Source organism: Erwinia sp. SLM-02, from assembly GCF_037450285.1.
Lineage (GTDB): Bacteria > Pseudomonadota > Gammaproteobacteria > Enterobacterales > Enterobacteriaceae > Erwinia.
On sequence record NZ_JAQISN010000005.1, the window covers coordinates 58,011 to 75,748 of the forward strand.

The 17,738-nt window shown below is 49.7% G+C and carries 18 protein-coding genes and 4 pseudogenes; 8 read left to right on the plus strand and 14 right to left on the minus strand.

Annotated elements, in window-relative coordinates; genetic code table 11:
* Positions 1-6: 6 nt before the first annotated feature.
* Both treB and treR read right to left on the minus strand, forming a co-directional pair.
* The gene (treB, locus tag PGH32_RS21405) at positions 7-1,425 is read right to left on the minus strand and encodes a PTS trehalose transporter subunit IIBC (protein ID WP_314419377.1); all 1,419 of its coding nucleotides are present in this window, start codon (positions 1,423-1,425) and stop codon (positions 7-9) included.
* Between the two features lie 169 nt (positions 1,426-1,594).
* Positions 1,595-2,545, minus strand: a complete 951-nt coding sequence (gene treR, locus PGH32_RS21410) for a trehalose operon repressor TreR (protein WP_337895067.1) — start codon at positions 2,543-2,545, stop codon at positions 1,595-1,597.
* Positions 2,546-3,309: 764 nt separating this feature from the next.
* On the opposite strand from treR, the gene PGH32_RS21415 reads away from it, so the two are divergent.
* Genes PGH32_RS21415 through PGH32_RS21435 form a run of 5 tightly spaced genes read left to right on the plus strand, consistent with a single transcriptional unit; the run spans position 3,310 to position 8,685 of the window.
* A complete protein-coding gene (locus PGH32_RS21415) occupies positions 3,310-3,717 on the plus strand; it encodes an ExbD/TolR family protein (protein ID WP_123333898.1) in 408 nt (135 codons plus the stop codon).
* Between the two features lies 1 nt (position 3,718).
* On the plus strand, positions 3,719-4,504 hold the full coding sequence (locus tag PGH32_RS21420; RefSeq protein ID WP_337895068.1) for an energy transducer TonB family protein: 786 nt from the start codon (positions 3,719-3,721) through the stop codon (positions 4,502-4,504).
* Positions 4,505-4,537: 33 nt separating this feature from the next.
* Entirely contained in the window at positions 4,538-6,778 is a 2,241-nt protein-coding gene (locus tag PGH32_RS21425; RefSeq protein ID WP_337895069.1) for a TonB-dependent receptor family protein, read from the plus strand.
* A 19-nt stretch (positions 6,779-6,797) separates the two neighbouring features.
* A complete protein-coding gene (locus PGH32_RS21430) occupies positions 6,798-7,445 on the plus strand; it encodes a MotA/TolQ/ExbB proton channel family protein (RefSeq protein ID WP_337895070.1) in 648 nt (215 codons plus the stop codon).
* The gene (locus PGH32_RS21435) at positions 7,438-8,685 is read left to right on the plus strand and encodes a phospholipase D-like domain-containing protein (RefSeq protein ID WP_337895071.1); all 1,248 of its coding nucleotides are present in this window, start codon (positions 7,438-7,440) and stop codon (positions 8,683-8,685) included. Before PGH32_RS21430 ends, PGH32_RS21435 begins: the two co-directional genes overlap by 8 nt.
* A 659-nt stretch (positions 8,686-9,344) precedes the next feature.
* On the opposite strand, the gene PGH32_RS21440 is transcribed toward PGH32_RS21435, so the two are convergent.
* The 5 genes and pseudogenes from PGH32_RS21440 to PGH32_RS21460 form a co-directional block, all read right to left on the minus strand.
* Positions 9,345-10,289: an ion channel gene (locus tag PGH32_RS21440; RefSeq protein ID WP_337895072.1), complete on the minus strand. Its 945-nt coding sequence runs from the start codon at positions 10,287-10,289 to the stop codon at positions 9,345-9,347.
* 88 nt (positions 10,290-10,377) lie between these two features.
* Positions 10,378-10,599: a DNA-binding transcriptional regulator gene (locus tag PGH32_RS21445; RefSeq protein WP_337895073.1), complete on the minus strand. Its 222-nt coding sequence runs from the start codon at positions 10,597-10,599 to the stop codon at positions 10,378-10,380.
* A gap of 75 nt (positions 10,600-10,674) precedes the next feature.
* Positions 10,675-11,721 (minus strand): annotated as a pseudogene (locus PGH32_RS21450) (phage late control D family protein); the annotation flags it as partial.
* Positions 11,622-11,834, minus strand: coding sequence for a phage tail assembly protein (locus PGH32_RS21455; protein ID WP_337895309.1), 213 nt, complete (start codon positions 11,832-11,834; stop codon positions 11,622-11,624). The pseudogene PGH32_RS21450 and the gene PGH32_RS21455, both read right to left, overlap by 100 nt.
* 95 nt (positions 11,835-11,929) lie before the next feature.
* Positions 11,930-12,199: pseudogene (locus PGH32_RS21460) on the minus strand (phage baseplate assembly protein V); the annotation flags it as partial.
* A gap of 245 nt (positions 12,200-12,444) precedes the next feature.
* Between PGH32_RS21460 and PGH32_RS21465 the strand changes: the two are divergent.
* Positions 12,445-13,929, plus strand: coding sequence for an SIR2 family protein (locus PGH32_RS21465; RefSeq protein ID WP_337895074.1), 1,485 nt, complete (start codon positions 12,445-12,447; stop codon positions 13,927-13,929).
* Positions 13,930-13,975: 46 nt separating this feature from the next.
* Here the strand turns inward: PGH32_RS21465 and PGH32_RS21470 are convergent, their stop codons facing one another.
* From PGH32_RS21470 to lysC, 4 genes and pseudogenes are all read right to left on the minus strand, one after another.
* Positions 13,976-14,698, minus strand: a complete 723-nt coding sequence (locus PGH32_RS21470; protein ID WP_337895075.1) for a hypothetical protein — start codon at positions 14,696-14,698, stop codon at positions 13,976-13,978.
* Between the two features lie 153 nt (positions 14,699-14,851).
* Positions 14,852-15,292, minus strand: a pseudogene (locus tag PGH32_RS21475) (phage virion morphogenesis protein).
* Positions 15,285-15,752 (minus strand): annotated as a pseudogene (locus PGH32_RS21480) (phage tail protein). The pseudogenes PGH32_RS21475 and PGH32_RS21480 overlap by 8 nt, the downstream one beginning before the upstream one ends.
* Positions 15,715-15,987, minus strand: a complete 273-nt coding sequence (gene lysC, locus PGH32_RS21485; protein WP_337895076.1) for an Rz1-like lysis system protein LysC — start codon at positions 15,985-15,987, stop codon at positions 15,715-15,717. Before lysC ends, PGH32_RS21480 begins: the two are co-directional and overlap by 38 nt.
* Here lysC and PGH32_RS24750 point away from each other — a divergent pair.
* Together PGH32_RS24750 and PGH32_RS21490 are read left to right on the plus strand one after the other, a co-directional pair.
* Positions 15,943-16,095 (plus strand): hypothetical protein, encoded by a 153-nt coding sequence (locus PGH32_RS24750; RefSeq protein WP_443112818.1) that lies wholly within the window; start codon positions 15,943-15,945, stop codon positions 16,093-16,095. The genes lysC and PGH32_RS24750 overlap by 45 nt on opposite strands.
* On the plus strand, positions 16,055-16,510 hold the full coding sequence (locus tag PGH32_RS21490; protein WP_337895302.1) for a tyrosine-type recombinase/integrase: 456 nt from the start codon (positions 16,055-16,057) through the stop codon (positions 16,508-16,510). Before PGH32_RS24750 ends, PGH32_RS21490 begins: the two co-directional genes overlap by 41 nt.
* Before the next feature lie 152 nt (positions 16,511-16,662).
* Here the strand turns inward: PGH32_RS21490 and PGH32_RS21495 are convergent, their stop codons facing one another.
* The 3 genes from PGH32_RS21495 to PGH32_RS21505 form a co-directional block, all read right to left on the minus strand.
* Entirely contained in the window at positions 16,663-16,836 is a 174-nt protein-coding gene (locus PGH32_RS21495) for a hypothetical protein (RefSeq protein WP_337895077.1), read from the minus strand.
* Positions 16,837-16,918: 82 nt separating this feature from the next.
* Entirely contained in the window at positions 16,919-17,359 is a 441-nt protein-coding gene (locus PGH32_RS21500) for a hypothetical protein (protein ID WP_337895078.1), read from the minus strand.
* Between the two features lie 57 nt (positions 17,360-17,416).
* Entirely contained in the window at positions 17,417-17,632 is a 216-nt protein-coding gene (locus tag PGH32_RS21505; protein ID WP_337895079.1) for a hypothetical protein, read from the minus strand.
* Positions 17,633-17,738: the final 106 nt, after the last annotated feature.

Sequence of the window (17,738 nt, forward strand, 5' to 3'; positions counted from 1 at the left end):
ATACCACTAGACCGCAGCCAGCGCGTCACGGCGCGCCTTACGCTGGTAAACCAGCACGGTCAAAATAATCGGGATTACAGTTGCTGCCAGCATCGCCAGCGCGTAAACGCTCCAGAACTGCGGTTTGATCGAGAGGATGCCCGGCAGGCCACCCACGCCGATGCCGTTTGCCGTCACGCCGGCCAGGCCGCAAATCAGCGCCGCCACGGCGGAACCGATCATCGCGCAGAGCATCGGGAAGCGGTATTTCAGGTTGATGCCGTACATCGCCGGTTCGGTTACGCCGAGGAACGCGGAGATCGCCGCCGGAACCGAGATTTCACGTTCGTTATGCTTCTTACTGACGATAATCACGCCCACTACAGCGGCACCCTGGGCAATATTTGACAGGGCAATCAGCGGCCAGACCGGCGTACCACCGGTGCTCTGCACCATCTGCATATCGATCGCCAGCGTGGTCTGATGCACGCCGGTGATCACCAGCGGGGCGTAAAGGAAGCCGAACAGGGTCGCACCAATTGGGGCAAGGCTGCCGGTCATCACGCTTTTCACCGCGAACGCCACGCCGTCACCGATCATGCGGCCGAACGGCCCGATCAGCGTATGGGCGAGGAACACCGCAATCAGCAGCGACGTCACCGGCACAATAACCAGATAGAGGTACGCCGGCACAATGCGCTTCAGCGCGTTTTCCACCAGCGCCAGCGCCATACCGGCCAGCACGGACGGGATCACCTGCGCCTGATAGCCGACTTTTTCAATGGTGAACCAGCCGAAGTTCCACACTTCCGGCAGCTGCTGCCCGAGGTTGTAGGAGTTCATCAACTGCGGAGACACCAGGGTGATGCCCAGCACGATGCCGAGGATCTCGGTGCCGCCCATTTTTCTGACCGTTGACCAGCACACCGCCACCGGCAGGAACATAAACACCGCTTCGCCCAGCAGCCACAGGAAGTCATAAACCGACTGCCACATCGGGTGCATCTGCGCCAGCGTCTGGCCGTTGCTGAAGGGAATATCACCGATAACGTTGCGGAAGCCGAGGATCAGACCGCCGCTGATCAGCGCGGGCAGCAGCGGGAAGAAGATTTCCGCGAAGTGGGAGATGCTGCGCTCAAACAGGCTCATATTCTGACGCGCGGCGATTTTTGCCTGCTCTTTGCCGACTTCATTCTGGCCGATCGTCGCAATCAGCACTTTGTAGTAGTCGCCGACTTCCGGCCCAATCACCACCTGGAACTGCCCGGCGTTGGTGAAGCAGCCTTTGACCATCGGCAGCGCTTCCAGCCCCTGCGGCGAGGCTTTTTTCGGATCGCTCAGGACAAAACGCAGGCGCGTAATACAGTGGGTCACGGTGGCGATGTTGTCTCTGCCGCCTACAAGGTCGATCAGCCGATCAACGTCCTGTTGCTTAACTTTACTCATATGAAGTGGCCTTATCTCTGGAAGTGTCCAATGCCGGGTCAGGGGCTGCCTGAAATCGAGGCAAGAATAGCCAGAACCACTATGCTCTGTCATGGGAACGTTCCCAGTTTTGCAGAAACGATCACAAATTTTCAGGATCGTGGGGGGGTAACCGGACCGAAAGGCGGCGTTAAAGCGCCAGTTTTCCGTGAATAATCGTCTGATGCAGATCGGTCGATCCGTCCAGCTGCGCCAGCAGCTGGCGGGCGGCGGCATCGCCGGCGGCACCGTATCCCAGCTCCACGGAGAAGGACTCCGGGAACAGGAAATGCAGCAGCGGCAGGTTACCGATACTGCACACCAGCACGCCGCTAATCTGCTGTTGCTGCAGGTATTTTTGCGCGCCAAGGGCGATGGTATCGGAGGCGCAGACCACCGCGCGGATATCGTGGGCCAGCAGCTGCGGCAGCAGATCGTAACCGCTCTGCCAGGTCAGCTCGCCCAGCGCGATATGCGGCGCTAACCCGTGCTGCTGGCAGAATTCTTCATAGGCGCGGGTACGCTTCAGCCCGGTGGTGGTATCGCGATCGGAAACGCCGATAAAACCGATTTCGCCGATTTGCTTCTCCCGCAGCGTCTGCATCAGCAGCCGCACCGCCCCGGCATCGTCGTAGCACACCGAAGAGAGGCCGGGCATTTCGCGGGCCAGCATCACCATCTTTTCCCGCCACGGCAGCAGCATTTTGGCGGTCAGGCCGGTAAATCCAAACAGGATCACCCCGTCGATATTGCGCTGCTTCAGCACCTGCAGGTGTTCTTTCACCCGCTCCACGCTGAACTGGCTTTCCAGCACGATAGCGTCATAGCCCTGCTGATAAAACACCGGCAGCATGCCGCGCACCGCCTGATTCTCCGACGGGGAATCCAGCCGCGACACGACGATGGCGATAACCTTATCGCTGAAGCCGCGCATCGCCCGCGCCGATTTGGACGGGCTGAAATTATGCTCTTCAATCACCTGCAGTACGCGCTCACGGGTTTCAGGCCGAACGTTTTCTTCGTTGTTCAGCACGCGGGATACGGTGGATTTCCCCACCCCGCTGAGGCGGGCAATGTCCTTGATCGTCAGGCGATTTTGCATGGTGTGTTCTGCTTAGCGGCGTATGGCGGGCAGTTTACCGCCTTTCGCGGTTAAAAATACAGGGTGGGATGGTGTGCAGATATTCCCTGACGGGAAAGCGATAAGATGCGGCTGTCCGGATTGACGGTCAATAATCTGACCCGCGTAATGGGGATACGGCCCTGAGTCAGGGCAGCGCTTAATACCGCCAGAGCATCTCGAATCTATATTTCCGGATATGACAAACCCACTCCCTTAATTTTACAGGCAGAGTCGGTGAATCCAGAAATAATCACTGTTGTAGATATCACGCAATTATATTACTACTGATGGTCTGGTAATCACTATTCCTGAAGGATCTTTCCTGACCCAATTGCTTGAACGAAATCGATTGCTTAACGCCGACGACACCCGTTTTTCACGGTAAAAAATCAATTTTCTGCCTCTGTAGATCTCCAGATTTTAAAAATGATTAACTATATGATTTTAGATACATATTTTGATTCATTTGGCACCATAAAATCAACAGAAATAGGTTTTCACCTTTAGCAGTTCTGAATCGTCAGGGATGATAATAAATTTTATTCCTGTAAACCCCCCGCATCCTCATACGCTGAAAACATAATCCGGCCCTGACCGCAGCCAAATATCGTGGTAAGGACTAAACCCTATCGCTGTTATATTTCATAAAAATGTAAGGGTTGTGATAATAAAATAATAAATGTGCAACAAAAAATAAACAAAGCACTTCTATATTGGCCCCTTCAATTTTGGGAGGGAGTGCCATGCGTAACTGGAGTGAGCCTAAAAAAAATAAAGCCCATATCGAACTGATCCCGATGATCGATGTGATGATGTTTTTACTGGTTTTCTTTGTTCTGATTAGCCTGAATGTGATCCCGGCTCTGGGCCTGAAAACCCAGCTGCCGTCGGCCAGCAGCGCCCAGCAGCTTAAACCGCAGAAAAAAGCCATCATCACCCTCGGTAGCGGCGAACAGCTGCAGCTGGACGGCCAGCCGCTGGCCCTTGATGGGCTGGTGACGACCCTGAAGCAGCAGCAGCAGGAAAACCAGACCACCACCATTATCGTCAACAGCGATAAAGACGTGGCGGTCGAGCGCCTGGTTGCCGTGATGGATACCCTGCGCCAGGGCGGTTTCTTCTCCATTTCCATCGCCACACGGAAGCAGTGATATGTATCTGCTTTATCGCTCACGCCACGTTGTCAGCTGGCTACCCGCGTTCGTTATCGGTGGATGCTTACTGTTTATCAGCCAGCATGCCGTGCTGCAGGTGAAACCCCACTACGACGATACGGTCATGGAACTGTCGCTGGCCGAACCTGAACCTGAGCCGCCGCAGCCGGAGCCGATCCCGGAACCGCAGCCAGAACCGCCGCCGGAACCACAGACTCAACCCGAACCGCAGCCCGAGCCGGAACCGATGGCTGAACCCGTCGTTCCTGCTCCTGAACCGGTTATTCAGTCCAAGCCGATTGTTAAGCCGAAGCCAAAGCCGAAGCCGAAACCTGAAACAAAGCCAAAACCGGTTGCTGAAAAAGCGCCGAAGCCGCAGGCGCGCGTGGCTCCACGGTCGCCTGCCGTTAGCAGGCCGGTGAGCCAGCCCTCCGCGCCCCCTGCTCCGCCTGCTCCTCCGGCCCCGAAAGCCAACGCGCAGGCGGTAGAAAACGGCTACCTGCAGGCGCTACGCCGCGAGCTGGAACAGCGCAAACGCTACCCGAGCGGCCGCCAGGCATCACTGGAGCGTCCACAGGGCAACGTTGAAGTCTGGCTGGAGGTTGACCGCAGCGGCAGGGTGCTCGCTTCCGGTATTGCCGGCAGGGCGCCGAGCATGTTGCTCAATCGCGCCGCGCTCAGCTCTTTACAAAGTATCAGCCAGCTGAAGCCCTTCCCTGAAGAGGCTTTCGCCGGGCAAAGAAGTAAAAGGTTTACCGCAACGTTTAATTATCAGGCTCCATAAAATTTAATTATCTGTTTTTTCACAGGAAAAAAAATGAAGAACTTTAATTATTCTGGGATTGCGTTAGCCGTGGTGACGGCCTTGTTATCAGGTTCATCGCTGGCGGCAGACAGCAGCGATGTGGGGGAGATTAACGTCAAAGGGCAGTCGCTGGGCGGCGGTCTGATGGTGCAGGAAGACAGCAGTAAAGCGCGCTCCACGCTGACCAAAGAAGCCATGGACAAAGCGCCCGGTGCCAGCAACGCGATCGACATGCTGAAATATACGCCGGGTATGAACGTCAACAGTAATGACGCCAGCGGCCTGAGCGGTATCGACTACACCATGCGCGGGATGAACGCCGACCAAATCGGCCTGTCGATGGACGGCATCCCGATTAACGATTCGGGTAACTATGCGGTGTATCCGAACCTGCTGGGCGACGCGGATAACCTTGAACAGATCTTTGTGACTCAGGGCTCTTCCGAAGCGGACGGCCCGCATATCGGGTCCAGCGGCGGCAACATCGGCCTGGTCACAAAGCGCCCGTCTAAAGAGTTCGGCGGCTTCGTCAAGCAAACGCTGGGCAGCAATAGTCTCAGCAAAACCTTTGCCCGCCTGGAGACCGGCGAATACAACGGTTTCAGCAACTGGCTCTCTTACTCGCACACCGAAGCCAAAAAGTGGCGCGGAGAAGGACGCAACTACTCCAACAAGTTCGAGATGAACTCGCTGTACGAGGATGGCAACGGCAACAGCAGTAACCTGATCGTGAAGTACAACAAGCAGGACAACACCAACTACAACACCCTGAGCAAAGCGCAGTTTGACGAAGATCCGACTCAGGATTACTCGACCTCCCCGGTTTATAACAGCAGAGGACAGCTGAGCAAATATTACAAGCTGGACCGTAACCCGTTTGAAAACTTCAGCCTCTCTTTCTCACAACGACTGCAGCTTCGCGACAACCTCGCGCTGACCGTTCAGCCCTATTACTACTGGGGTAACGGCGGCAGCTTTACCGGGCAAACGGCCTCGGTGCTGTCCGGCACCTCCGATCAGGCCGGGCAGTACGACCTGAGCAATTTAACATCCAATACCTACTACCGACCTTCGTGGACCCAGACATGGCGGCCGGGCGTTACCACGAAACTGAAGTGGGATATTAACGACGAGCACAGCCTGGATATCGGTTACTGGTATGAGCGTGCGCGCCAGTCGCAGACTCAGCCGTTTATCAGCATTCAGGATGATGGCAACCCGGCGAACGTTTCCGGTAAGCCCGGTGGATCCGATCAGGTAAAAGACGCCAACGGCAACACGGTACAGGGCCGCAACCAGTACACCGTTACCCCGGCGCAAAAAGTCTGGCTGCAGGATACCTGGTTCGTGTCACCAGAGTGGACGGTGGTGGGCGGGCTGGCGTATCAGTACGTCGAGCGCATTGGTGATAACAAGGGCAGCCTGTACAACGCGCCGGAAAAGCGTAAAGCGACCTACCATGAGTTCCTGCCGAACTTCAGCCTCAGCTATAAGCCGAACCTGGAAAACCAACTGTTCTATAACCTGACGCGCAACATGCGCACACCGCCAAACTACGTGCTCTACAACGTGGGCGACTCCATCAACACCGCGCCGGAGCTGAGCTGGAACCACGAGCTGGGCTGGCGTTTCCAGCGCGACGATATGCTGCTGAGCGCGACCGTTTTCTATATGCGCTATTCCGACCGTCAGATCTCTACCACCAATGCTGACGGCGACTACGAAATGATGAATATCGGCAGCGTGGAAAGTAAAGGGCTGGAGCTGGAGTGGAGCGGTAAGCTGCCGTACAACTTCAACTACTACACCTCGTACACCTACACGCATTCCGAACAAAAAGATGACATTGTGAGCAACGGCGGCAATCCACTGCCAACGTCGGGCAAAACGGTGCCAAACGTACCGAAAAACATGCTTAACATGTCGCTGGGGTATGACAATGGTCTGTATTACGGCAGCTTCGGCGGTAAATACGTCAGCGCGTTCTACGGCGATTTAACCAACGACGAGAAAATCAGCGGCCGCACGATCTTTGACGTTGCCGCAGGCGTTCATCTGCCGGTGGATAAAAAGATTGTTAAAAGCGCCACCCTGCGCTTTGGCATCGATAACCTGTTCGATAAAGAGTACCTGACCTCCGTGCGTTCAACGACCTTTAACGCGGCACCTTACAACGGCGTGAGGGCCAGCACTCCGTATTACAACGTCGGCGAAGAGCGCACCTTTAGCGTTTCGCTGGAAGCCACCTTTTAACTGACCGGAGGGCACGCTGATGGATGCCAACCTGATCCACGACATTATTTTCTACATTATGTATGCCGCGCTGGCGATCGCCGTGGTGATACTGATTGAACGCGGGCTTTATTTCTCGTGGACCCAGCGCCAGGCTCAGCGCTTTGAACAGGCGCTGAAGCCGGACGTCCGCCGGGCGTCGGACCTGCCGGAATCGCTGACCCGGCGCAGCAGCCTGCCGCTGACCACGATTCTGCCGGTGCTGGAGAAAAAACAAATGACGGAAGACCGCGAGGCGATGAGCGATTTAATTGATGCGCAATACCTGCTGAGCAAACCGCAGATGTCGCGCGGGCTGTGGATGCTTGAAACCGTGGTGACCGCCGCGCCGTTGCTGGGCCTGCTGGGGACGATACTGGGCATTATGGATACCTTTAAGGCGCTTTCCGCCTCTGGCGTATCTGACGCCAGTATGGTTTCCGCCGGGATGGGCACCGCGCTGTACGCCACCGGTCTGGGGATTGCGATAGCGCTGCTGTGCCTGGTGGGCAACAACTACCTGCAAAGCCGCATGGAACGCATTAACGAGCTGCTCAAGGTTCTGCTGATCCGTGCCGGCAGCCCGGGCAGTCGTCCGGACAAAAGCGAGCAACGCTGGGAAGGGCGCGAGGCGCAGCGCTATGCCTGATTATCGTCAATACGGGTGGCCGGGAGGCCGCCTGATTAGCCTGGTCGCGGGCGGCTGGATGCTGCTAAGTCTGCCCGCGCAGGCGGCGTTTTCAATACCGGGCTACGAGCTGGTTTATAACGCACCCCAGGAAACCACGCTGCAGAACGATGATTTGCGCAATGCTGCCGAAGTCTGGCAGCAGATGTTTGATTCGGCGCACACTCATATCGATCTGGCGCAGTTTTATGTGGCAAACGAACAAGGCTCGCTGCTGGACGGCGTGCTGACCCACCTGCGGGCCGCCGGGGAACGCGGTGTAAAAATTCGTTTTCTGATGGAGGAGAAAGGCGTTGGCCTGTCGACGCCGGAAACGCTGGCGGCGCTGAAAACCATCCCCAACCTTGAGCTGCGGATTATTCCGTTCCACCGGCTGACCGGCGGTATCGTCCATGCCAAGTATCTGCTGGTGGATGGCAAAGAAGCCTTTGTCGGCAGCCAGAACTTTGACTGGCGCGCGCTGGAGCAGATTCAGGAAACCGGCCTGCGGATCGATGATGCACAAGCGGTGCGGCAAATTCAGGCTATCTTCGATCAGGACTGGCAGGCGCAGGCCCTGCTCGCCGGGAATAAGCCGGTGCCAAAACTGGCGTGGCAGGCACCGGCGTCGTCCCCACAGGGCAATTATCTGGTTGCCAGCCCGCGCGACTACAACCCGAGCGGGGTGATTGACTCGCAGGTTGAACTGCCGCGTCTGCTGGCCAACGCCAAATCGCGGATCCGGGTGCAGGTGATGGACTACGCCCCGCTGTCGTGGGGAGAAAAGGGAAAGCGCCCCTATTACGCCACGATTGATAACGCCCTGCGCAGCGCGGCCGCGCGGGGGGTGCAGGTTGAACTGATGGTGGCCAGCTGGAATCTGAAAAAACCGGAGGTGTTCTGGTTAAAGAGCCTGTCGCTGGTGCCTAACGTGCAGCTGAAGGTGGTGACCATCCCTCCCGCAGCCCGGGGCTTTATTCCCTTTGCACGAGTGGTTCATAGCAAGCTTATGACCATCGACGGCGCGACCGCCTGGGTGGGAACCAGCAACTGGAGCGGGGGCTATTTTGATAACTCGCGCAACCTTGAGCTGGTGATGAACAGCGGGCCGATGACCGAGCGCCTGGACGCGCTTTACAGCCAGCTGTGGAACAGCCCCTACGCGGAGCCAATCAGGGTTGATTTTGATTATCCGCTCCCCCACCCTGCCCGCGAAAAGTAGATGACGTTGTGGCTGATGATGCAGGCGGGATGCATCATCGGAAAGAAGAAAAAATGCGACTGCCGCGGTTTTGGGTGCGGTGGTGGCATTTATCAGTTTCAAACTTGAAGAATGAGTTCACAAAGAACTGCAATATAATCAGTATTACCGCCGGCGTTCCACACGATACCTAACGGTAATACCAAATTCAGACATTGTGTGTATATAGTCCGGATTTTTTAGCGTACGGTCGATCGCCTTAGTGCGGTGTGTCTTATACTTCTTCCTGGCGTCTTCCGGGAAGTTTTCACTCGTTACCATGTCATCCCATGACTCATATGATTTTTCCCCGGGAATCATAACGACCTTCCATCTCTGGAATCGCCGGGAAATGTTTTCAAATGACATCGCCCCTCCTGAATGTTTTAGCGCGACAACTTGAGCAGCATACAAAAAAAGACTCCTAAAGGAGTCTTTTAAAAATCTTAAAACAATGAAATAAAATAATTTATTTCAGATTGCGCCCACACATTGACCACGCCGATAAGAGCAACCCCGCATATGCTAGGTTGCTCCTCACAGATAAATATTCGATGGCTTTATGCATTTCTAAGAATCGTATACCACTATCAATTTTTCTTATCGCTTGCGGAAAGCTAAAAAAGATGAATCAAGGTCATTTAATTTTTATTTATTGCAGAATTTAAAAATCCACCGACGATGAATATGCACAACAAAAGTTGCAGACTGACAAAAGCCCTGATTAATCTATCACTAGCAACAATGTCACCAAAAGTTGTAGTTGTAGATATCCCTACACTAAAATAAATGAAATCAATAGGATTGAGTCTTGCCATATACTGCTTGTAATATCGACCGACGTTATCGATTGCAGCAGAACGCTTACCCCCCATTTCTTGTACTAGTTCAAATCTCTTATCATTATAACTTATTCTTCTCTCATTTAATTTAATTAAATCATCACGCGTCTCCTTAGAAGTAAATAGCGTCAAATTCTTAAGAATATAATCAGCGATTTTAAATGATTGACGTGCGGTTTCTAGTCTAGCTTCTGCTAATCTGACTCGTTCATCACCAATGCGCTGAATTTTCATAACATCATCATTTGTCTTAACTATAACTGGAGACTCTTTTTCAAAATTAGCCACGTTTGCTTCTAAAGCTTTCTCATGCTCTATAAACGCTGACAACATCTCTTGTTCATATTCCTTTTTTTTATCTGTAAATTCGGCTTCTTTTTTCTTATAGACTGAATTAAACTCGTTATCAAGATCAGCCAATTCAGAATCAATTTTCTCTAGATCATTTTTATCTTTGGATAATTTTAAAACATATTCGTCATTTTCTTTTTTAAGAACATTCAAATCTATGCCGCTACCCATAGGGTAGTCGTAACCCTCATCACTCCAAAGCATCACGTTCATATCGTAAAATGGATGCACATTAAGCTCCGAGTTTATAATAAAACTATCTGGCCTATACAACCAAAATCCGTAGTACAAGAAGGCGAAAAATATAACCACAGAAAAATATATTACTGCCCAGACCCGCAACTTCCAGGAAGAAATTACTTTAAAAATTAATTTTGAGTCGATTTGCGACATGACGATGACCTTAATTTATTAGCAGATCCCATTTTAACCTAAAAATAACAATTAATTGTTATTTCGCTTTATTTAAAATTACCATAGGTCACATCCAGTTCATATTCTGCTGCCCTGATATTGTTGGGTGAGGTGGCGCTGGCACTAATACTGCAGGCGATGCAATAAACCGCTCAACCGTTTCATTGGTAACAAACGTGCAGCTGAAGTTGATGTTTGTGCACTGATGATAACGCTCTTTGATAGTGTCAGATAAATAGCGGCTTGTGCGGACGTGAGCAGCAAAATGACATTTTGGACAATGAAACATAGCGAACACCTTTTTAATTTCTGATACGTTAACTCTAACAACAAAATTATTACATAACAAACACTTATATTATATTCATTGATTTAACTCTTCGCTATCATACTCACCAACAAAAACCTTCACCTCAAGCTCTAAGCCCGTCGTGTAGCCGTTCCCGTTGAGGTTATGCACCACCCGGCTGATTATCCATGCTTGCTCGTCTATAACGCGCTTAAAGCCTTTCATCGCAACCGGCGTTTCAGGAAATAAATCAGCCCGGCCAGTCGCCAGCGAGATTGAAAACTCCGCAACACCAAGCTGCAGCTTATTCCACTTTGCCTGAGCAGCGCACATGGCCTGCGTCTTTGTCGCGTAGATGGTCGTGAGCTCCAGCACATTGTCAGACTCACCGGCCATATACTCCCCCTCGCGCGCTTCCTGCTCTTTTTTGGCCTGGTGCTTTGACGGCTTTCGAGTACTGCAGCGCGCGCAGGTGCTGCTCTTTCGGCTTGCGTTTTATCTTCACCTTTTGCTTTTGCGGTTTCGAGTCTTTGGTTTGCAGCCATTTCGCCGTCACGCCGGTGTAGGCTTCCCGGTCAGCAATGGCAAACTCATGCAGGTCACCGTCTCCACGCTCAAGTGTCATCTGCGGGATAGGTTTACCGCTGGCCAGCATCGCGTCACCGACTTTGATGAATAACAGTTTCCCGGCCTTTACCGAAACGTTGCGCCGTTGCGGTCAGCCAGACGGGACCGAAACACCGCGTCGGATTCCTGCGTCTGGTCAATGTGAGGCACGGAGATCGCTTTTAGCGTGTCGGCCACGCTGGCCATCAGCTTATTGCGCGCCGCAATGGTCTCGACAATCACTCCGAGCCTGGTGTCATGCCATGACTGTTCCCGGCGAGAATTCAGCGCTCCGCGAAAATCAGCGCTGCGCCCCCCGATAGTCAGCGTATCCGGTGCGGCCCGGTGCTCGATTTCATCGACCGTAAAACTGCCCTTGTTGAGCAACGCGGATCCCTGCCAGCCGTGCCACAGCGTCAGCCTTGCGCCGCGCGGCGGCAGCTCGACCAGCCCGTCGGCATCATCGAGTTCGATATCGAGCTGGTCAGCCTCGAATCTGCGATTCCCGCGTTCGGTTTGGTCAGGGTGATTTGCGCGATTTTCTGCTCGCCACACATCAGCGGGGTATCGAGGATCACAACGTTCGAGCTTTCAGTTTCGGTGGTGGCGGTTTCGTTGATATTTTCCATGATGTTTCTCTCTTCAAAGTTAAGTGACCGGCCAGCATTGCTGACCGGATCAAGGGTTACAGGCCAATCGCCTTACGGTGCTCCGCCAGACGGTCGACAAAGGCGGTATCGAGCTCGCCACCGATAGCCAGCAAAAGCACCTGCTCGCCAACGGATGGAGCCCACCACACCCACGAGCGCCCGGCGCGACAGGTTAGCCAGTTAAGCCAGTTAAGCCAGTTAAGCCAGTTAAGCCAGGAAGTTTGCACCCCGCCGGTCTGGACGCGATAAAGCCCCTCAATGGGGTCGACATCGGTCAAAATGCCGATGCGGATGAGGTTGCGTATCGCACGGGCGATATACTGCAGAGAAGTTAGATTGTTCATGGGGGAAGATGCCGCCGGGCAAGGCCAGCGGCAATCGAGAGGGGTTATGTCAGAGATGGAACAACAATCGGTTACTTTAAATTCTGAATTATTTAGCTCCATAAATACCAAGATAGCATTCTAGCTTACATGACTAACTGACTATACTTGCTCGAAGATTCGTATCAAAGTTTGCAAAGATTATTGGAAATTCTTACAGCAATTTGGTTACATAGAGTTATAAATGATTCACATTGAGGGTTGTCATGGAAATTAACGATTTCGTTTGCCAATATAAAAACCATCCTGTCCTTTTCATCGGCACTGGGTTTAGTCTCCGCTATCTAGAAAACTCCTACAGCTGGGATGACCTATTAATGAAAGCCGCTGTAGACTTGACTGGAAACCCGGAGTTCTACTACGATCTCAAAGCTGATAGCCTTGTGGGAGATGAATATCGGTATGACATTTTAGCCACTAATCTCGAAGAGATATTCAATCAAACATTAGCTTCTGATCGAAATGGTAAGTTCGAAGAAATTAATAACATTTTTTATGAGAATATGAAACAAGGAAAAAAACTTAGTCGTTTCAAAATTTACCTCACATCAATATTAAAAGAATTGAAAATTAGAGAACTCATGAAGGACGAAGTTAATAGCCTCATTAAAACGAGGAAGAACATTGGCTCCGTAATTACAACCAATTACGATCAGCTTATTGAAAACTTTTTTGATTTCATCCCATTAATTGGTAATAACATTTTATTAAGCAACCCATACGGCTCCGTTTATAAAATACACGGATGTGTTAGCGACCCCAACAATATCATAATCACACTTGACGATTATAAAAATTTTGATAATAAGTATGAATTAATTAGGGCGCAGCTTTTATCTATTTTTATTCATAACCCAATAATTTTCATTGGTTATAGCATTAGCGACAAAAACATCAAGTATCTTCTCCAAACCATTTTTTCTTATGTTGATATCAATACTGATTTAGCCAAAAGAATAAAAGATAATTTTCTTTTGGTTGAATACGAAGAAGGAAATATGTCAACCACGATATCGGAGCACGACATTAACATTGAGGGATTGTCAATTATCAGGATCAATAAAATAAAAACTGACAACTACAAAGCTGTTTATGAAGCAATATCAAATTTAGTTTTACCAGTTTCAGCAATGGACATTCGTAAAGTACAAAAAGTATGGAACACCATCAAAAGCGGTGGCGAAATAAAAGTAAAAATAACTGAAAACCTCGATGAACTTCGAAATGAAGAAATGGTTATTGCCGTGGGTTCAGAAAAAACAGTTCAGTATGTATACCAAACCAAATCTGAAATGTTGCAAAACTATTTTAAAATAGTGGAAGAAGCCAACGCTCAACTTATTGTACTTCTTAATAAGCAAACAATCGGTAATCATGAGCACTTCCCTTTTTATGCCTATAGCTCAATATGCCCTGACTTAGAAAACATCCCAATAGCTAAAGACAGACAACTTGATAAAATAGTTAGCCAGATCGAAAGATCTCGCGCTGTATGTCGCTCTGATTTTACGTCAATAGAAGATGTACTAGACCAGACTCCTGCATGGAAAGTCGCAGGGACTATCGCTTGTTGTGTTTTTGACGATAACATAAATATTGATCAGCTCAAAAAGTATTTACTAGCAAATTCACATAATGTTAATACCGGATATCGTCAATTACTTTGCTTATACGATTTCCTCGCAAATTAACATCATGCGTTTAAGGTCTAATACTGACCTTAAACGCATCAAATTTCTAATCATAGATATCAGTATTTTTCTTCAAAATCTTGATTGCCGAATCCATTAAATTTTCATGGAATGACACTTTTTGCAAAAATTCAAGAAATGAATCAGTTTCAAACCTATTGAATGCATTATCGAGACCATCTATTAACTCTATTAATTGCGTTTGAGTTAGCTGAGCAAGAAAAGCCCTAATTCTGATTTCAGGTATAGGCCTTTTCTCATGACAGGTTCTACATAATGCGCGTAATGCGCTCAAAGGATATTCCCAAGGTTCATATCCTTCTCGCATACTTGTATAATAACAGTGGTGAGCGTCAAGAGGAGGTTTAGCACCGCAATCTTGGCACTTATGCTCAGCCCTACGTTTCACCAGTGCTGATTTCATCTGCCATCTATTATCAGTCAGTTTCTGCGTGTACGTCCCTGACAACCTTGAATAATTGTAATCATCTAAAGGATAGAATCCTAAGCTCCAAGCATATCCCATCTCATAATAAAACCCAAAGGACTCAACAAGATCATCAAACTCCTCAGTATCACAACCGCCATTAAGCAAGTGATATAACCCGCTTGAATCAATAGTTAATACTAAAAGAGCACCATCATGCATCTCTTCGCTACGTGAATTCCATTCACTCCTAGAGTAAAATCTCGCATCGTGCAATAAACTATCTTTTATAGCCCATTCTGTAATGGCTTTCCTCATCCGTTCTAGATTTGCCAACATCATTATCTCCAAGCTATACAGCCCCCTACCTTCGCACCTAATAACAATAAACACATTGAAATTTAGCTTATATATGTGCCATCTACAGTAGATAGAATAATCACTTATTTTTGAAATCCAATAACCGTTATATTCACTTGCTTAAAACGTGTCAATTCATTTTTCTAAGATTATTGCTTCAATCAATTTCTTATTTTTAGAAGTAAATCCAAGTAACTGGCGTTCCGGATATTGCGTATCTCGAGCGTGAGGACTTAGTTGGTCTTTAAGCCCGAGCTGATGAATACGTGCAATTCGTTGCACCTTGCCGGTAAACTCCACCACGGCAGTATCATTGCGGCTACTGGTTTTCATGTAGTGACTGGTTCGCAGCTTCTTAAACATTGCCCTTTTAATACGCCCCTACTTTTCCCTGAGGGGCTGGCGTTTTCTGGCCTGATACGGCGTGCCATCTGGAGCAATTTGCTGTTTGATGTGTTGTTGTTGCGATCTGCGCAGTTCCTTCACAATCTCAGCAGCGAGTTTTCGCCGCCCAGCCTGTGACAGCGCACCAACCAGCCCGACCAGCTTATCGTCAAAGGGTTTAAAGTCACTCATCCCATTTGCTCACCAGATCACCATTAATATACAGCTCAGTCGGACGCGTAACCGGCTCGTGCAATGGTAGCTCAGGCGCATAGCTTACGTGCAGCGCGCCGTTTTCATCCCTGACGAGCGTGCGCTCTGTGAGCTGCAGGCTGATACTGATATCGACATTGTTCCCGTCGTTCAAATCCATCTGGAACGGATAGTCCTTTGTTCGTCCCTCATCGTGCGTGCAGATGTCCGGCTGATTCTCTCGCAGCCATGCAGCCACCGGCACAAAAATCAAATCGGGGTAGCCCACAAAATCACATACGATCACATTCAGGGTGTAAATCTTTTCGTGTGACAACGAGGCCGCGAGGCGCGCATCAATATTTCCCTCATCGGCAAAGATGCGAATCATTTCGGGGTTTGTTTTTAACTACGGCACGGCGTCAGTGAGCGCCCTGCGCAGGCTCTTCATATTCTGCATCGGTGTTGTCCTGACAGTCTTTGATGGTCTCGACCTTGAGCGCGCAGGCCGAGAGCGCGAGTTCAAGACTGCGGATAACCCATGTTCTTTCCAGATCACCAAAAGCCTGATAACGCAGTATTGCGCACAGCGATGAGGTAATAGCGTTAAGCCAACCACCATAAACCGCGACCTCATCACAATGGGCAGGATGTTTACGACCCTGATTGAGGCAGAACTCTACAACGGGGAACATCCGTTCAGGGGGTTTAAAAAACTGAAAGAGCAGATTGTCGAAACAGGCTATCTCACTCTTGAGGAAATTGACGCGTTGCTGGCGGCGTTATCGGGGGGGAAATCGTAAGATTGCGGTTCTGTGCCTGAGCACCGGTGCAAGATGGAGTGAAGCAGCGCGACCGAAAGCGGAGAATGTGATTCATAACCGGGTATCTTTTGGTAAGACGAAAACCAATACCCCGCACACGGTTCCGATCTCAGATGAAGTCGCGGCTTACATTGTCGGCAATACGCGAGGTTTTTTGTTCCCTGATGCCAGCTACAAAGAATTCAGGAACATCCTCAAAGCGGTTAAACCTGATTTATCATCGGGGCAAGCAACGCACGCACTGCGCCACTATTTCGCGAAGCATATTATGATTAACAAAGGAACATCATCACGCTGGAGAGGATCTTGGGTCATACGAGAATTGCACAAACAATGCTCTATGCGCACTTCGCGCCTCAGTACCTGCAGGATGCGATTTTACTCAACCCGTTGAAGGGTGAAAACGGTGGACAGAGTGCCCACATAACGTCCACACCCTAGGTGCTTTGTATGGCTTTTAAATGCTAGTAGCAAAACGTGAAGCCTTGTCTGGCGCGGCTTTCCAGTTTTGCCAGGCATAAAAAAGACTCCCAAAGGAGCCTTTTCTTAATTCACTGGAATAGATTTCTTGTTTGGCCAGGTCTTCACGCCAAGTGTGTCAGCGTCTTTTCTACCTAATTTTGCAACCTTCCCGCCATCAAGACTCATCCAGAAATCCACCGCTGGTTTGGCGAGGTCTTTCTTGTCGCCAATGCTGGTTGGTTTCTCTTTGATTCTCATCAGACCTCCTACTGTATCGATGGGCCGTTAGGCAAATTCTACACTGCCACTGTCTGTTTTACAAACAACCCTACCGACTACTCTACCGTTCATCCGGTGTTATGCCATCGCTGTTGTCAGACACAGCGTCATCATTCACATCTTCCGTCGCCAGGCTTCCCGGGAAGTGGGGATTCGGTAGCGCAGCTGTATCATCAAAAGGAATCTCTTCGTCCATAAGATCGATTTTCCTTTTGATGTTATCCTCGATATCAGGTACTTCCGCAGACATCCAACTAAAATTAGTGACGTCCTGATAAAACCCAAAACTCCTGTAGTACCCCAGTAAGTTATCATCAGGGTTAACAAGTATCACTGATGTTTCGTTACCTCTCTCTTCATTGACATCGATATTTGTGGCAAAAATCGTGGCAAAAAGGAGTGCGGTAATGAAAACCTTCCCATTTAACGTAGTTACTTGATTTCTTATGAAATTCTCAATCATGTAAATTTGCACACCTGGGATATGCTCATCGAAACGCATAATAATGGCTGCATGAGGGGCATCAGGACTTCGTAAATCTATCACTTTGATAGATAATTAAAAAATATGATTGTTATTCTCAATTTCAGCAAAGTCATTTAGACCGCCTTCCCAATCTAAATAATGTCTTTCAATATTTTGATTTTCTCGACGGCATATCTCCTGCTTTTCTTGCTCAGTCAATGAGCTAACCGCAATACCCCAACCAAAGTGTTCAAGAACTCCCTGTAATTGCATCATGCTATTATTGTAAACTTCCAATAAAGGTAGCACAGATATTATCCTCGTCATCGCGCTTTGATGAAGCTGATTATAATTAATTTATTCATTACTTAGTATACGCGAATTACCGAATAAAGCTTAAAAGCCATTATGACAA

What these genes read in the sequence shown, in the direction of transcription:
- PGH32_RS21435 (WP_337895071.1), top strand. Translation starts at nt 7,438, where the DNA reads ATGCCTGATTATCGTCAATACGGGTGGCCGGGAGGCCGCCTGATTAGC.
- PGH32_RS21415 (WP_123333898.1), top strand. Translation starts at nt 3,310, where the DNA reads ATGCGTAACTGGAGTGAGCCTAAAAAAAATAAAGCCCATATCGAACTG.
- PGH32_RS21430 (WP_337895070.1), top strand. Translation starts at nt 6,798, where the DNA reads ATGGATGCCAACCTGATCCACGACATTATTTTCTACATTATGTATGCC.
- PGH32_RS21455 (WP_337895309.1), bottom strand. Translation starts at nt 11,834, where the DNA reads ATGGAAAATATCAACGAAACCGCCACCACCGAAACTGAAAGCTCGAAC.
- PGH32_RS21470 (WP_337895075.1), bottom strand. Translation starts at nt 14,698, where the DNA reads ATGATGTTGGCAAATCTAGAACGGATGAGGAAAGCCATTACAGAATGG.
- PGH32_RS21440 (WP_337895072.1), bottom strand. Translation starts at nt 10,289, where the DNA reads ATGTCGCAAATCGACTCAAAATTAATTTTTAAAGTAATTTCTTCCTGG.
- PGH32_RS24750 (WP_443112818.1), top strand. Translation starts at nt 15,943, where the DNA reads ATGTTTACGACCCTGATTGAGGCAGAACTCTACAACGGGGAACATCCG.
- PGH32_RS21420 (WP_337895068.1), top strand. Translation starts at nt 3,719, where the DNA reads ATGTATCTGCTTTATCGCTCACGCCACGTTGTCAGCTGGCTACCCGCG.
- treR (WP_337895067.1), bottom strand. Translation starts at nt 2,545, where the DNA reads ATGCAAAATCGCCTGACGATCAAGGACATTGCCCGCCTCAGCGGGGTG.
- lysC (WP_337895076.1), bottom strand. Translation starts at nt 15,987, where the DNA reads ATGTTCCCCGTTGTAGAGTTCTGCCTCAATCAGGGTCGTAAACATCCT.
- PGH32_RS21465 (WP_337895074.1), top strand. Translation starts at nt 12,445, where the DNA reads ATGGAAATTAACGATTTCGTTTGCCAATATAAAAACCATCCTGTCCTT.
- treB (WP_314419377.1), bottom strand. Translation starts at nt 1,425, where the DNA reads ATGAGTAAAGTTAAGCAACAGGACGTTGATCGGCTGATCGACCTTGTA.
- PGH32_RS21500 (WP_337895078.1), bottom strand. Translation starts at nt 17,359, where the DNA reads ATGCGTTTCGATGAGCATATCCCAGGTGTGCAAATTTACATGATTGAG.
- PGH32_RS21445 (WP_337895073.1), bottom strand. Translation starts at nt 10,599, where the DNA reads ATGTTTCATTGTCCAAAATGTCATTTTGCTGCTCACGTCCGCACAAGC.
- PGH32_RS21425 (WP_337895069.1), top strand. Translation starts at nt 4,538, where the DNA reads ATGAAGAACTTTAATTATTCTGGGATTGCGTTAGCCGTGGTGACGGCC.
- PGH32_RS21495 (WP_337895077.1), bottom strand. Translation starts at nt 16,836, where the DNA reads ATGAGAATCAAAGAGAAACCAACCAGCATTGGCGACAAGAAAGACCTC.